This is a genomic window from Micromonospora phytophila, from assembly GCF_023656545.1.
GTDB classification, from domain to species: Bacteria; Actinomycetota; Actinomycetes; order Mycobacteriales; family Micromonosporaceae; genus Micromonospora; species Micromonospora phytophila.
Genome location: NZ_JAMOKF010000113.1, coordinates 1 through 14,691, shown reverse-complemented (window position 1 = coordinate 14,691; position 14,691 = coordinate 1). Strand labels below are relative to the sequence as shown.

13 protein-coding genes are annotated in these 14,691 nt (G+C 72.7%); 7 read left to right on the top strand and 6 right to left on the bottom strand.

Annotated features, from left to right (window positions below; genetic code table 11):
- From NCC78_RS15680 to NCC78_RS15660, 5 genes are all read left to right on the top strand, one after another.
- A partial coding sequence (locus NCC78_RS15680; RefSeq protein ID WP_250795274.1) for a PfkB family carbohydrate kinase occupies positions 1-355 on the top strand: 355 nt, incomplete at its 5' end.
- Complete coding sequence (locus NCC78_RS15675) at positions 352-1,239, top strand: Cgl0159 family (beta/alpha)8-fold protein (protein WP_250795272.1); 888 nt, start codon at positions 352-354, stop codon at positions 1,237-1,239. The genes NCC78_RS15680 and NCC78_RS15675, both read left to right, overlap by 4 nt.
- Positions 1,236-2,138, top strand: coding sequence for a 5-deoxy-glucuronate isomerase (gene iolB, locus NCC78_RS15670; protein ID WP_250795270.1), 903 nt, complete (start codon positions 1,236-1,238; stop codon positions 2,136-2,138). The genes NCC78_RS15675 and iolB overlap by 4 nt, the downstream gene beginning before the upstream one ends.
- Complete coding sequence (iolD, locus tag NCC78_RS15665) at positions 2,138-4,012, top strand: 3D-(3,5/4)-trihydroxycyclohexane-1,2-dione acylhydrolase (decyclizing) (RefSeq protein WP_250795269.1); 1,875 nt, start codon at positions 2,138-2,140, stop codon at positions 4,010-4,012. Before iolB ends, iolD begins: the two co-directional genes overlap by 1 nt.
- 241 nt (positions 4,013-4,253) lie before the next feature.
- The gene (locus NCC78_RS15660; protein WP_250795275.1) at positions 4,254-6,125 is read left to right on the top strand and encodes a transketolase; all 1,872 of its coding nucleotides are present in this window, start codon (positions 4,254-4,256) and stop codon (positions 6,123-6,125) included.
- Positions 6,126-6,197: 72 nt separating this feature from the next.
- Here the strand turns inward: NCC78_RS15660 and NCC78_RS15655 are convergent, their stop codons facing one another.
- Both NCC78_RS15655 and NCC78_RS15650 read right to left on the bottom strand, forming a co-directional pair.
- Positions 6,198-7,826, bottom strand: a complete 1,629-nt coding sequence (locus NCC78_RS15655) for an isovaleryl-CoA dehydrogenase (protein ID WP_250795268.1) — start codon at positions 7,824-7,826, stop codon at positions 6,198-6,200.
- Positions 7,823-8,422, bottom strand: coding sequence for a TetR/AcrR family transcriptional regulator (locus tag NCC78_RS15650; RefSeq protein WP_250795266.1), 600 nt, complete (start codon positions 8,420-8,422; stop codon positions 7,823-7,825). The genes NCC78_RS15655 and NCC78_RS15650 overlap by 4 nt, the downstream gene beginning before the upstream one ends.
- A gap of 164 nt (positions 8,423-8,586) precedes the next feature.
- On the opposite strand from NCC78_RS15650, the gene NCC78_RS15645 reads away from it, so the two are divergent.
- Both NCC78_RS15645 and NCC78_RS15640 read left to right on the top strand, forming a co-directional pair.
- Positions 8,587-10,215: a hypothetical protein gene (locus NCC78_RS15645; protein ID WP_250795264.1), complete on the top strand. Its 1,629-nt coding sequence runs from the start codon at positions 8,587-8,589 to the stop codon at positions 10,213-10,215.
- A 92-nt stretch (positions 10,216-10,307) separates the two neighbouring features.
- Entirely contained in the window at positions 10,308-11,639 is a 1,332-nt protein-coding gene (locus NCC78_RS15640) for a low temperature requirement protein A (protein WP_250795261.1), read from the top strand.
- A gap of 92 nt (positions 11,640-11,731) precedes the next feature.
- On the opposite strand, the gene NCC78_RS15635 is transcribed toward NCC78_RS15640, so the two are convergent.
- The 4 genes from NCC78_RS15635 to NCC78_RS15620 all read right to left on the bottom strand — a co-directional run.
- The gene (locus tag NCC78_RS15635; protein WP_250795260.1) at positions 11,732-12,757 is read right to left on the bottom strand and encodes a hypothetical protein; all 1,026 of its coding nucleotides are present in this window, start codon (positions 12,755-12,757) and stop codon (positions 11,732-11,734) included.
- A gap of 124 nt (positions 12,758-12,881) precedes the next feature.
- Positions 12,882-13,463 (bottom strand): TetR/AcrR family transcriptional regulator, encoded by a 582-nt coding sequence (locus tag NCC78_RS15630; RefSeq protein WP_250795259.1) that lies wholly within the window; start codon positions 13,461-13,463, stop codon positions 12,882-12,884.
- Positions 13,464-13,476: 13 nt separating this feature from the next.
- Positions 13,477-14,172, bottom strand: coding sequence for a hypothetical protein (locus NCC78_RS15625; protein ID WP_250795258.1), 696 nt, complete (start codon positions 14,170-14,172; stop codon positions 13,477-13,479).
- A gap of 55 nt (positions 14,173-14,227) precedes the next feature.
- A partial coding sequence (locus NCC78_RS15620) for a PEP-utilizing enzyme (RefSeq protein WP_250795257.1) occupies positions 14,228-14,691 on the bottom strand: 464 nt, incomplete at its 5' end.

Here is a 14,691-nt window from a genome sequence, read left to right as displayed (position 1 = left end):
GGCCGCCGGGCTGCTGCTCGACCGCGGGTCCCGGCTCGCTGTGGTGAAGCTCGGGCCGGCCGGGGTGCTGGCCCGCACCGCCACCCAGACCGTGCGGGTGCCGCCGGTGCCGGTGCAGGTGGTCAACGGGCTCGGCGCCGGCGACGCGTTCGGCGGCGCGCTCTGTCTGGGGCTGCTGCGCGACTGGCCGCTGGAGCGGACCCTGCGCTTCGCCAACGCCGCCGGCGCGATCGTCGCCTCCCGCCTGGCCTGTTCCGCCGCCATGCCCGACCACGCCGAAACCGCGGCGCTGGCCAGTGCCGTCCAGTCGGAGCCGGCGTCGTCGACCGTCGCCGTGGGAGGAGAAGACCGGTGAGCACCGAGTACGAAGCGCTGACCCTCACCCGCGCCCACCGGCCACAGGCGATCGCCGAGGCCGCCGCCGGCCGAACCCGCCGACCGTGGCCCGACCAACCACGGCCGCTGTTCATCATCGCCGCCGACCACCCCGCCCGCGGTGCCCTCGGCGTCCGGGACCGGCCGATGGCCATGGCCGGGCGCACCGACCTGCTCGACCGGCTGCGCCTGGCGCTGTCCCGCCCCGGCGTCGACGGGGTGCTCGGCACCCCGGACATCCTGGAGGACCTGCTGCTGCTCGGCGCGCTGGAGGACCGCCTGGCCATCGGCTCGATGAACCGCGGCGGCCTGGCCGGCGCCACCTTCGAACTCGACGACCGGTTCACCGCGTACGACGCCGACAGCATCGCCGCGATGCGCTACGACGGCGGCAAGATGCTCTGCCGCATCGACCCGGACGACCCGGGCACCGCCCCGACCCTGCAGGCCTGCGCCCGGGCGGTCACCGCGCTGGCCGCCCACCGCACGGTCGCCCTCGTCGAGCCGCTCTGGGTGGCGCGCACCGACGGTCGGGTGCACGCCGACCTGCGCCCCGAAGCGGTCATCAAGGGCGTCAGCGTCGGCCAGGCCCTCGGCGCCACCTCCGCGTACACCTGGCTGAAGCTGCCGGCGATCGACGACATGGAGCGGGTGATCGCCGCGACCACCCTTCCGGTCCTGCTGCTCGGCGGCGACCCGGTGGACGCGCCGGAGGTGGTGTACGCGCGGTGGGAAAAGGCGTTGCGGCTGCCCGGCGTGCGCGGACTGGTGGTCGGCCGGGCGCTGCTCTACCCACCGGACGACGACGTGGCCGCCGCCGTGGACCTGGCCGGATCGCTGCTGCCCACCGGGCAGGACGCGTGACAACCAACGACGCCCACCTGCCCTGGGGCACGACCGCCCGGGCGCCCTGGGCGCTGGAGGTCACCCCCGAGCTGGCCGGCTGGCGGTACGCGGGCCTGCGGGTGCTCACCCTGCCCGCCGGCGGTGCGGTCACCTTCGACACCGGCGACGAAGAGATGTTGGTCCTGCCGCTGGCCGGTGCCGCGACCGTGCACTGCGACGGGGTACGGTTCGCCCTGGCCGGCCGCCCGTCGGTCTTCGCCGCAGTCACCGACTTCGCCTACCTGCCGCGAGACGCCACGGTGACGGTGCGGGGCGAGGGCCGCTTCGCCCTGCCGTCGGCCCGCGCCACCCGCAGGCTGTCGCCCCGTTACGCCGCCGCCCGGGACGTGCCCGTCGAGCTGCGCGGCGCCGGCCCCGCCAGCCGCCAGGTCAACAACTTCTGCGCGCCGGACGCCTTCGACTGTGACCGGCTGGTCGCCGTCGAGGTGCTCACCCCGAGCGGCAACTGGTCGTCCTACCCGCCCCACAAGCACGAGGAGGACCGGACCCACGACGACGGCCGGGTCGAGGCGGAGCTGGAGGAGATCTACTACTTCGAGGTGGCCGGCGGCGTGCCCGGCGACGCCGGCGGCCCGGTCGGCTACCAGCGCGTCTACGGCACCGCCCGGCGGCCGATCGACCTGCTGGCCGAGGTGCGCGGCGGAGACGTGGTGCTCGTCCCGTACGGCTACCACGGGCCGTCGATGGCCGCGCCCGGTTACCACCTCTACTACCTCAACGTGCTGGCCGGGCCCGGCCCTGCGCGGACGATGGCCTGCGTGGATGACCCCCGACACGGCTGGATCCGCGGAAGCTGGGTGCACCAGCCGGTCGACCCGCGGCTGCCGCTGGCCGGCCCGACGACGCGGGAGGCGTGATGCCCAGACTGACGGTGGCGCAGGCGCTGGTGACCTTCCTGGCCCGGCAGTTCTCCGAACGCGACGGAACGCGGCGGCGGCTGATCCCGGCCTGCTTCGGCATCTTCGGCCACGGCAACGTGGCCGGGATCGGGGAGGCGCTGGCCGGCCCGGCGGGCGCAGAGCTGCCCTACCACCTGTGCCGCACCGAGCAGGGCATGGTGCACACCGCCGCGGCCTACGCCCGGATGACCGACAGGCTCAGCACCCTGGCCTGCACCACCTCGATCGGCCCGGGCGCGACGAACCTGGTCACCGGCGCGGCCGGCGCCACCGTCAACCGGCTGCCGGTGCTGCTGCTCCCCGGCGACATCTTCGCCACCCGGGTGGCCAATCCGGTGCTTCAGGAGCTGGAGGACCCGTCTTCGTACGACGTGAGCGTCACCGACGCGCTGCGGCCGGTCTCCCGCTACTGGGACCGGATCAACCGCCCGGAGCAGTTGCCGGCGGCGCTGCTGGCGGCGATGCGGGTGTTGACCGACCCGGTGCAGACCGGCGCGGTCACCCTCGCCCTGCCGCAGGACGTGCAGGCCGAGGCGTACGACTGGCCGGCGGAGCTGTTCGACGAACGGGTCTGGCACGTGCCGCGTCCCCGCCCGGACTCCTCGGCCGTCGCCCGAGCCGCCCGGGCCGTCACCGCGGCGCGCCGGCCTCTGGTGGTGGCCGGCGGCGGGGTGATCTACAGCGGGGCGTCCGAGGCGCTGCGCCGGTTCGCCGAGGCGCACGGGGTGCCGGTCGCCGAGACCCAGGCCGGCACGGGCGCCCTGCCGCACGACCACCCGCTCGCGCTGGGCGCCGTGGGGGTCACCGGCACCACCGCCGCCAACGAGATCGCGGCCGGCGCGGACCTGGTGATCGGGGTGGGCACCCGCTACAGCGACTTCACCACTGCCTCCGGCACCCTCTTCGGCGACGAGGCCCGCTTCGTCAACCTCAACATCACCGGCTTCGACGCCGCGAAGCTCTCCGGCCTGCAGGTCGTCGGCGATGCCCGGGAGAGCCTTGCGGCGCTCGACGAGGCGTGTGCGGGCTGGGGCACGGCGCCCGCGTACCGGGCGTCGGTGGCGGAGCTGAACCAGCGGTGGGCGGCCGTGGCGGACCGGGCCCGGCACGCCGACCCCGACGCGCGGCCCACCCAGACCGCCGTGATCGGCGCGGTCAACGACGTCGCCGGGCCGCGGGACGTGGTGGTCTGCGCTGCCGGTTCCATGCCCGGCGACCTGCACCGGCTGTGGCGCAGCGCCGACCCGAAGAGCTACCACGTCGAGTACGGCTACTCGTGCATGGGCTACGAGATCCCCGGCGGGATCGGGGTCAAGCTGGCCGCGCCGGACCGCGAGGTGTTCGTGCTGGTCGGCGACGGCTCCTACCTCATGCTCCCCAGCGAGCTGGTCACCGCGGTCGCCGAAGGGGTGAAGCTGATCGTCGTGCTCGTGGACAACCAGGGCTTCGCCTCGATCGGCCGGCTCTCCGAGAGCGTCGGCGCGCAGCGGCTCGGCACCGCCTACCGCGACCGGGCCGGCAACCGGCTCCCGGTCGATCTGGGCGCCAACGCGGCGAGCCTCGGCGCCGACCTGATCCGGGTGACCACCACGGCGCAGCTGCGGGCAGCGCTGGTGACCGCCCGGGCGGCGGAGCGCACCACGGTCATCCACATCGAGACCGACCCGTTCGAGGCCGGCCCGGACGGCGGCGCCTGGTGGGACGTGCCGGTCGCCGCCGTCTCCACCACCGCGCACGCTCGGGCCGCTCGCGTCGCCTACGAAGCCGGATGCAAGGCGCGTCGCCCCCACCTGCACGGTGAAGCTCCCGCCCCCGATGACCGCAGGGCTTGAAACCCGCGAGTCGGACTCACACCAGGAGCCAGGACCTCCCGGCGGTGGCGGGGCTGACCCGGCGCGCAGGGGTTCGGGGCGCCAGGCCGCCAAATCGGTGGATACCAGACGGTGCACCGCTTTGCTCGCTACGTTATCTGCGGAGGCGGTCAGCAGAAGCTGTCTCGGTCATTGAGGCCGGACGGCCGGTACTACCGGGCCGGCCTGAACGAGCCTGGCGCGAAAGGCGATGCCGGTGACGATGGAAGCGGAGCGCACCCTGCACGGGGAGGAACTCACCCAGCTGGGTGAGATCGCCGCCCAGCTCCGGGTGGACGCGATCCGGTGCAGCACCAAGGCAGGGTCCGGGCATCCGACCTCCAGCCTCTCCGCCGCGGACCTGCTCGCGGTGCTGATCTCCCGGCATCTGCGGTACGACTGGGGGGACCCGCGCAGTCGCGCCAACGACCATCTGATCTTCTCCAAGGGCCACGCCTCGCCGCTGCTGTACGCGGTCTTCAAGGCGGTGGGCGTGATCACCGATCAGGAGCTGGTCGAGACCTACCGCCAGTTCGGCTCGCGCCTGCAGGGACATCCCACGCCGGCCCTGCCCTGGGTCGACGTCGCCACCGGCTCGCTCGGTCAGGGACTGCCCGTCGGCGTCGGGATCGCGCTCGCCGGCCGGTACCTCGATCATCTGCCGTTCCGGGTGTGGGCGCTGTGCGGAGACAGCGAAATGGCCGAGGGCTCCATCTGGGAGGCGCTGGACAAGGCCGGCCACTACGGGCTGCACAACCTCACCGCGATCGTCGACGTGAACCGGCTCGGGCAGCGGGGCCCGACCGAGTTGGAATGGGACCTGGACACCTACCGGCGGCGGGTCGAGGCCTTCGGCTGCCAGGCGCTCGTCGTCGACGGCCACGACCTGGTCGCCATCGACGAGGCGTTGGGCCGCGCCCGGCAGGCGACGGGTCCCACGGTGGTGCTCGCCCGGACGGTCAAGGGCAAGGGAGTGCCGGAGATCGAGAACCAGCCGGGGTGGCACGGCAAGCAGCTGGAACCGGAGATGGCCGAGCGCGCCGTCGAGGCTCTCGGCGGAGTCCGCCAGCTCCGCGTCACGACGCCACCGCCTCAGCCCGCGCCGCCCGCCGGTACGCCCACGAGCCAGCCGCCCGTGCTGCCCCGGTACGACAGGGGAGCGAAGGTCGCCACGCGCAACGCATACGGTGAGGCGCTGCGCGCGCTGGGCTCCCGGCCGGACGTGGTCGTCCTGGACGGCGAGGTCAGCGACTCCACCCGCGCCGACCGGTTCGCCAGTGCCTACCCCGACCGGTACTTCGAGATGTTCATCTCCGAACAGCAGATGGTCGCCGCGGCTGTCGGGTTGCAGGTACGCGGGTACCGCCCGTTCGCCTCGACTTTCGCGGCGTTCTTCTCGCGCGCGTACGACTTCGTCCGGATGGCCGCCGTCTCCCAGGCCGACATCGCTCTGTCCGGGTCGCACGCGGGGGTGGAGATTGGAGCGGACGGTCCCTCGCAGATGGGCCTCGAGGACCTGGCGGCCATGCGCGCGGTGCAGGGGTCCACGGTGCTGTATCCCAGCGACGCCGTGTCCTGCGCTGCCCTCGTCGCGCAGATGCCCGACCGCAAGGGCGTCAACTACCTGCGCACGACCCGTGGCAAGTACCCCGTCCTCTACGACAACGACGACGCCTTTCCGGTCGGTGGCAGCAAGCTTCTCCGCGGCGGCGGCGACGATCACGTCGCGCTGATCGGTGCCGGGGTGACGGTGCACAACTGCCTCGCCGCCGCCGACGAGCTGGCGCGCGAGGGAATCAACGCGCGGGTCATCGACCTCTATTCGGTCAAGCCGCTGGACCGGGAGCGGTTGCTCGACGCCGTCCGGGACACCGGCGGCCGGCTGGTGGTGGTCGAGGACCATCACCCGGAGGGCGGCCTGGGCTCGGCGGTTCTCGAGTCGCTGGCAGACCTCGCCGAGCCGGTGCGGGTGGCGCACCTGGCGGTGCGCGGGCTACCCACCTCCGGCACGCCGGACGAGCTGATGGACCAGGCCGGAATCGGCGTGAGCGCCGTCATCGCGGCGGCCCGCGCCGCCGTGGCACCGCGCGACTGACGTGCTCACCGCCGTTTCGCCGACGGTGCCGCGGCGGCAAGGGGACGTCTGCCGGCACGGCGGTAGGTTCGCTCAGCCCACCTTGGGAACGGCGCGGGAGATGATCGCGGCGAAGTCGACCCCGCTCGGCAGTGTGCCGAACGCCTGCCCGTGGTCGCCCCCGAGCCGGGAGGCGCAGAAGGCGTCGGCGACCGCGGGGTGACCGTGGCGCACCAGCAGCGAGCCTTGCAGGACCAGTGCGAGCCGTTCGACGACGCGGCGGGCGCGCAGTTCGAGGTCGTCGCGGTCGGACAGGTCGGCCTGCACCTGGCGGACCGCGGCGTCGAGCCGCGCGTCGGCGCCGGCAGCGGCCGTCACCTCGGCCCGGAACGCCTCCATGACCTGGGGTTCCCTGGCGAGAGCGCGTAGGACGTCCAACGCGGCGACGTTGCCGGAGCCCTCCCAGATCGAGTTCAGCGGGGACTCGCGGAACAGCCGCGGCATGCCGGACTCCTCGACATAGCCGTTACCGCCCAGGCATTCCAGCGCCTCGGCGGCGTGCGCCGGCCAGCGCTTGCAGACCCAGTACTTGCCGACGGCGAGGGCGAGCCGCTTGAAGGCGGTCTCGCCGGCGTCGCCGCGCGCGGACCGGTCGGTCGCTCCGGCGAGCCGCATCATCAGGACGGTGGCGGCCTCGGACTCGACCGCGAGGTCGGCGAGCACGTTGCGCATCAGCGGCTGATCGACGAGGTACCGGCCGAAGGTGCGCCGGTGGGTGGCGTGGTGGGCGGCGGTGATCAGACCTTGGCGCATCCCGGCCGCCGCGCCGATGACGCAGTCGAGGCGGGTCAGGTTGACCATGTCGATGATGGTGGGCACGCCACGGCCCTCGTCTCCGACGCGCCAGGCGACCGCGTGCTCGTACTCGACCTCCGCCGAGGCGTTGGACCGGTTGCCGAGCTTGTCCTTGAGGCGCATCAGCCGCATCGGGTTACGCGTGCCGTCCGGCAGGACCCGCGGGACGAGGAAGCAGGTGAGCCCACCCGGTGCCTGGGCGAGGGTGAGGAAGAGGTCGCACATCGGCGCCGACGTGAACCACTTGTGCCCGAGGAGCCGGTAGGTCCCGTCCGGCTCCGGGCGGGCGGTGGTGGTGTTGGCGCGTACGTCCGAGCCGCCCTGCTTCTCCGTCATCGACATGCCCGCCAGCAGCCCCTGCTTGGCCGGCGGCGGACGCAGCCCGAAGTCGTACGTCGCGGCGGTGAGCAGCGGCTCGTACCGCGCGGCCAGCTCCGGGTTGTGCCGGAGCGCCGGCACGGCCGCGTAGGTCATCGAGATGGGGCAGCCGTGGCCGGCGTCGGGGCGCCACGCGTAGAACTTGGCCGCCCGGGCCACGTGTGCGCCCGGCCGGCCGTCCGCCCACGGTGCGGCGTGCAGGCCGTGCGTGACCGCCGTGCGCATCAGCTCGTGCCAGGCCGGGTGGAACTCCACCTCGTCGATGCGTTGGCCGTAGCGGTCGTGGGTGCGCAGCACCGGCGGGTGCTCGTTGGCCAGCCGCCCGTACTCGATCGCCTGCTCGCTGCCGCCGATGCGGCCGAGCTCGTGCAGCTCGGCGGCGGCCCAGCCGGCGCCCTCCCGCTCGAGCCCGTCGAGCAGTGCCGGGTCGTCCGCGGCGTCGTAGCCGACCAGCGGGGGAACCTGGTTGAAGACCTCGTGTGTCGTCACGGCGATACTCCAAGCGCGCGGTGGATGAACATGATCAGGCTGGGGATGGTGCTCGGGCCGGCGACCCCGGCGGCCAGGGGACCGACCATGGCCTCGGCCAGGGCGCCGACCAGCGCGGTCGCGGTCAGGCCCGGGTCCTGCGGGGGTAGCTCACCGCTCGCCACGCCCGCCGCGACGTACCCGGCGATCAGTTCGGCGTACGCACGGCGGAAGACGAGCCGCTCGGCGTCGACCGCCGGGTCGACCGGCTCGGCGAGCAGGGCATAGGCCAACCGTGGGGACTGCAGGGCGCGGCCGGAGAAGGTCTCGATGACGGCGGACACCTGCTCGGCGACGGTGGCCCGCAACGCCGCGGCGCGCGCGACCGCGTCCACCTCGCGCTGGGAGGCCGTGCGGAACACCTCGGCGAACAGGTCGGCCTTGGTGGGGAAGTGGCGGTAGACGCTGCCGGTCGCCACGCCGGCATGCTCGGCGACGGCGGCGACGGAACAGCCGGCGTATCCGTGCCCGGCCATGACCTCCAGTGCGGCGGCGACGATCCGCTCCCGGGAGGCGCTCAGCCGGGCCTTGACACGCTCAGTGCTCCGGTAGGCCACGCAAGGATTGAACCATCATTCACTCTTTGCCGGCAAGGTGGCGACACCCCCGGCGTGGACGAGACGGAGCGGTTGATCGCCGGCGAGCGTCGCGATTCGGCCGTCGCGGGCCCGGATCCACGAGATCCTGCAAGGAACGTACGACAGCGGGAGGTGGGGTACCGATGAGGCCGAACCGTCGTTTCGCGGCCCTGCTGATCCTCGCCGCGGCACCGGCGATGGTGGAGATGGCTGTGCTGGTCGGCGTCGGCTTCTACGCCGCCCAGGCCCTCGCTCCGCAGTCCACCGCCGTCTGGCCGTACGACTCCTACCACGATCTGCGGTGGCTGCTGGTCTACCACAACTCGTGGCCCACATTCGCGCTGGGCCTGTTGACCATCATCGCGGTGCGCGGGTTGCTGTCGGCGGGGCTGACGGCGCTGGCGTGGCCCGAACGGCTGCCCCGCCCCTCGATGCGCTGGCTGGTTCGTCGAAACGTCGAAGTGGCTGCCCTCGCCACGGTGATCATCTCACCGTGGGCTGCGATCTCGGTCGCCTTCTCGGCGGTCGCGCTCTCCTGGTACCTGTTCGCCTCGGTGATTCCCATGCTCCTGATCGCCCCTTTCCTGCAGCGCGCCGGCGTGGTCGGACGCTGGTGGAAAGGATTACCGTCGATGGAGCTGCTCGGCTGGTCGCTGGTCAACTTCGTCGTGCTCACGGTGGCCAGTGCGTTCATCGTGAGTGCCCCGGCCTGGTCGAGGATTCTCGTGGCCGGGCTGGCCGGCGCGGTCAACGGACTGCTCTGGCAGCGGACAGTGAAGGCGGCCGCCGAGCCAGGGCGGGTCCGGTGGGTCAGGGTTCCGGTGGCTCCGCTGGCGATCGTCCTCACGATGGTCGCCGCCGTGGGCGCTCCGCCGCTGATCGGTCTGGCGGCAGGGGCGACGGGGGAGTGGCGCCCACCCATCGTGGCGGAGCGGCTGCCGGACCGTGTGCCGTACGCGGTCATCGTGCTCGCCGGGTTCGAGTCGAGCTGGGACGGTCAACCGCCCGTGGACCCGCGGGTCGAACGCTTCTCCTACCAGGGCCTGGATCGCGAGGGCAGGCCGCTGCCGTACCCTCCGCAGGCCACCCACCGCTCCCTGGACTCCAGCGCCTCGCTGCTGGCCGCGCAGGTCGAGCGGCTGCACGCCCGCACCCGCCGGCCGGTGGCCCTCGCCGGCGAGAGCGAGGGCGCCCTGGTGATCCGGATCTATCTGGAGAAGTTGACCCCCGGCCCGGTGGAGGCCGCGATGCTGTTCAGCCCGCTGATCTGGCCCGGCCGCGCCTTCTATCCCAGGCCCGGCTACGACGGTTGGGGACTGGTCGCGGGATGGCAGCTGCGGGCCATCGCCGCGGTGACGAACCTGACCAAGAAGGTCGACAACGATCCCGACGAGCCGTTCATTCGTTCGGTCATCGTCGAAGCGCCCTTCTATCGCAACCGCATTCTCTGCCCCGTTCCCCAGGTGCGGATGATCGCCTTCCTGCCGCTGGTCAGCGCCGCCGAGGCGCCGCCGGGCGAGTACTCACGCATACCCGTGGTCGAGGTAGCGGCCCTGCACGGCGACCTGCTGGCCAGGCGGGAAATACACGAGCAGGCTGTCGATTTCCTCGCCGGAGAGCACGTGGAGCAGTCGCGGCAGGAGTACGAGCTGCTCCAGCGGCTCGGCGCCGCCTGGCAGTCGCCGCCCCTGGTGCTCGCCCTCAACCCGATCTGGTTCACCAACAGAGAGGGCGATCCGGCACTCAGCGGCCGGATCTGTGAAGCCCGGTAGGTAACCCAGCCGAATCACGACCACCCGTCCCGCTCCCGGCGGCTGATCCGAAATTCGGCCCCCGACCCGTCGGACGCTGCGACAGTGGGTTGATGGGGGGCTTCCGGTGGCGTGCACGGCTCGGGCCGGCCGTCCCGGTCGCACCCGGCGCGCGGGTGGACAAGTTCGAGGTCTTCTTCGACCTGGTCTTCGTCTTCTCGTTCTTCATCATCACCCGGGCCACCGCCCTCGACATCACCGGCCGGCAACTGCTGCACGCCCTGCTGGTGCTCGCCGTGCTCTGGTGGGTGTGGGTGGTGCACACGGTGGTCGCCACCCGCATCCGGCTCGGCGAGGGCTTCGTCCCGGTGCTGATGGTCATCGTGATGGCCGCACTGTTCTGCTTCGCGCTGGCCCTGCCCCAGGCGTTCGCCGACTCGAAACAGACGGCGGCGGGCCCGATGGTGGTGGCGATCAGCTACGTCGTGATCCGCGCCGTGCACCTGCTGCTGTACTGGCACGTCGCGCAGGAGAAACCGGGCGAGCGCCGCCTGCTGCTGCGGTACTCCCCGGAACTGCTCGGCAGCACCGTCCTGCTGCTGGCTGCCGCGTTGATCCCACCGCAGATCGACGACCCGAGCCGGGCCGCGATGGTGCGCGACGGGCTCTGGATCAGCCTCGTCCTGCTCCAGTACGGCATGGGTCTGGTCGCTGGCGCGTGGGGGTGGATGGTCGCCTCGGCGGAGCACTGGACGGAACGGTACGACCTCATCCTCATCATCGCCCTCGGCGAGTCGATCATCTCCGTGGGCATCGGTGGCAACCTCCTCGGTCAGCCGGTCACCTGGCCGGCGGTCGCCGCGGCCGTGCTCGGCATCTTCTTCACCTCCGCCCTGTGGTGGGTGCACTACGACATGATCGGCCCGGCCGGTCGGATCGCCCAGCACGCCGCACAGGGGCGCTCCCGAGTGGCGATGGCCCGGGACGCCTACGCCTACTTCCATCTGGTGATGATCGCCGGAATCATCCTGTTCGCCCTGGGCGCGGAGGATGTCGTACGGCAGATCGTCGACCCCTCGATCAGCCTTGCCGAGCCGGCCCACGGCCCCGCCGTGCCGCTGCTCTTCGGCGGGGTGATCTGCTACCTGTGCGGCGACATGCTGTTCCAACTGCGCACGCTGCGCACCCTGTCGTGGACCCGGGTCGGCGCGGTGCTGGCGCTCGCCGCCGGCATCCCGATCGCCGCACGCCTGCCGGGGCTGGTCGCCCTCATGCTGCTGACCGCCATCTGCGTGGGGCTGGTGGCGGTCGAGGTGGTGGTGATGTCGGAGGCCCGGCAGGCCCTGCACGAGGTGGTCTTCCAGGAGCGGACGACCCACGAGAGACACGAGGCCGCGTGGCGCGCTCGCTGGCACGAGCCCACCCCGCAGGAGCCGTCCACGTGACCAGCCTCCCGACAGCGTGCTGATGCCGCGAGCATCCGCCACGGCGCAAAGAACGGGGGTACGGCTAACCGGACGAGAGTGGTCGGCGGAGCTCAGCGGCCGGACACCGGAGCCGGCCGGCAGAGCCGGCGGTACTCGGCGGTCACCACGCCGAGCAGGAAGAGGTCCACGCCGAGCGCGGTGAGCGCCCCGAACTGGTTGACAGTGAAGCTGAAGATCTGCCCGAAGAGCAGATCCACCAGGAGCGCCAGCTTGAACAACCGGAAGGCGCGCGTCCGGGCGCGAGGCAGCAACGACGCCGCACGGATGCCGAGCACCGCGGTGATGAGCGCCGAGACCGAGACCCCGAGCACCGCACCCCACTCCCGCTGGTCGTCCAGCTGGCCGGTGACCGTGTCCCGCACCACGGTCAACACCACGACGAACGGCTCCCCGACCAGGTAGAGCACCACCAGCGAAACCACCCACCGATGGGCGGTCACCCAGATCAACGCCCGGCGGGCCCGGGTCAGCCAGGGCTGCCAGAACCGGGCGCCGGGCGGTTCGCGCCGAGGGACCGCGTCCAGCAGCCGGGCCACCGCCTCCTCGACGTCCGGGCCGCAACCTTCGACCAGCCGGGCCGCCGCCGCCCGGCGGTCATCGGTGAGGCCGGTGCGCAGCCCACCGACCACCGCGAACAGCGCGTTCGCCGTCCGCTCCGGGCCGGAGAGCCGGATCCGGCCACGTATCGCCTGGGTGATCACCACCAGCAGGGCGAACGCCCCGTAGATGATGCCGGCGGCCGGGGCGTAGAAGTAGTCGGTCCCGGCGGTGACGAACTTGCCCACCTCGTCGATGAAGAGCCCGAACCCGATCCCGCCCAGGACCGCGCCGAGGACGCGCGCGGCGCTGCCGAGGAAGACCAGCGCGACACCCAGGCCGGCGGTCATCAGCACGCCGCCCCAGAGCACGTGCGCGATGTGCAGCCCACCGCCGCCGAGCTGCGGGTAGCCGGCCGCCCGCAGGGCGGCCCGGGTGAGCAGCACCGTCACCACCCCGGAGAGCACGAACGCCTGCAGGTACGACGGTGCCTCCAGGACCCGGGGCGGCCTCGACCAGCGGGATGGACGGGCGGCCATGGGTTCGACGCTAGTGGCGGTGCCCGTCACCCCGGGCCGGTTCCGCCCGAGTTCAGCAGGCGTCGTCCGGGCCGGCGGCGGCTCGACCCACACTCGGGACGAATTCGCTGAACCGCCGGTCGCCTCAGGTGGGCGTCGACGAGGCGAAGAGCAGGTCGAGGTGGGCGTCCAGCGTGCGCAGGGCCCGTTCGGCGGTGTACTGCCCGCCCAGCAGGTAGATCCCCAGCCCCTCCATGAGCGCCAGCAGGCCGGCCGCGGCGTCGTCGGCGTTCGGGGTGGGCAGGAGGTTGGCGATGAAGCCGGCCAGCTCGGCGGTGTCCTCGCGCAGCGTGGCGGCGGCTGCCGGCCGTACGGCGGTGTAGGCGAGGAACGCCAGCGCCACCCGTCCCTCGTCGCGCGTCTGCTCGTCGAGCGGCAGCAGCGCGGTGAGCATCGTGCGCAGCAGCAGCCGTGGCGACGGGTCGTCACCGAGCCGTGCCAGCGCCTCGGTGACCCGGATCTGGCCGCGTTCGCGGACCACCGCGAGCGCGAACGCCATCATCTCGTCCTTGGTGCGGAAGTAGTGCTGCACCATTCCCGCCGAGACGCCGGCCGCGGCCGCCACGTGGCGGAGGCTGACCGCCTCCAGGCCCTGGTCGGCAGCAACCCGCATCAACGCGTCGGCGATGAGCGTGCGGCGCTCCTGGCGATCGACCTTCTTGGGCATGGCCTCGATGCTTTCACGGTGTGGTGGTTCGATACGTGCCAGCGTTGGGCTGCGCGGCGGTGGCGGGTCCGGTTCCCGACGCGGCCCGTGCGCTGCGCAGCAGCCCGTCGGGATCGTCGGCGTAGAGACGCAGCTCGTCGACCGGCTCCGTCGGGCCCTTGGCCAGCAGGAATGACGTCGGCCGGCGCAGCCGGACGTCGACGCTGGTCTGGCTGGCGACGACGACGTGCAGCACCCTGCGGTCGCCCTCCTCCTCGACCTGCACGGATCTGCTCGACGGCAGCGAGCGGTAGCGCTTGCTCACCGACTCGACGTCCTCCCAGGGCACGGTGATGTCGATGCCCGCGCTCAGGCGCACCCGCAGGCCCGCTGCGCCGACCACGTGGGGGTGGATCTTCATGCTGGCGAAGAGGCCGACCATCCACAGCAGGCCCCAGACGCCGAGCACGAGCACGATCCAGCGGGCCGGCCGCCACGGTACGACGTTGCTGACGATGAGGTCGAAGATCGGGATCTCGACGGCCGACAGGCCGATGAAGACGCCGAGGATCGGCTTGACCACGCCGAGGTAGCCGAACGGTTCGTCACCCGGGGCGAGGTCCAGGGGCCGGCGCCGCGCCCACCGGTACATGCTGCGCCACATCGCGCCCTCGACAGCGGCTGCCCGGCGCAGCAGCGGGCCAACCTTCCGGGCCTTGGTCTCGCTCATCGTCGTCCTCACGCGTTGCTGGTCGGGGCTGGGGCTCGGGGCGGGGCGCTGCCGGTCAGGTGACGGTGACGGTCCCGGTCGCGCCGTCCACGTTGACGATCTGCCCGGTGGAGATCTTCCGGGTGGCGTCGGGCACGCAGATGACGGCGGGGATGCCGTACTCGCGGGCCACGGTGGGGCCGTGCGCCATGACCGCCCCGGTCTCGGTCACCAGCGCACCGGCGGTGAGGAACAGCGGGGTCCAGCCGGGGTCCGTGGTCGCGGCGACCAGGATGTCGCCGGGTTCGACGTGGGCGGTGGCCGGGTCGTGGACGACCCGGGCGGGGCCGGTGACCCGGCCCGCTGCCGCGCCCACGCCGGTGAGGACGCCGTCGGCGGCCGGCGCCGCCGGCAGTACGGTCTCGATGTCGGTGCCGTCGGAGAACAGCGCCACCGGTACGGTCCTGCGACGCAGCTCCCTGCGGTGCACCGCCCTGCGGGCGGCGACCGTGTCCCGGTGGTCGACGGTGCCGTGCACGG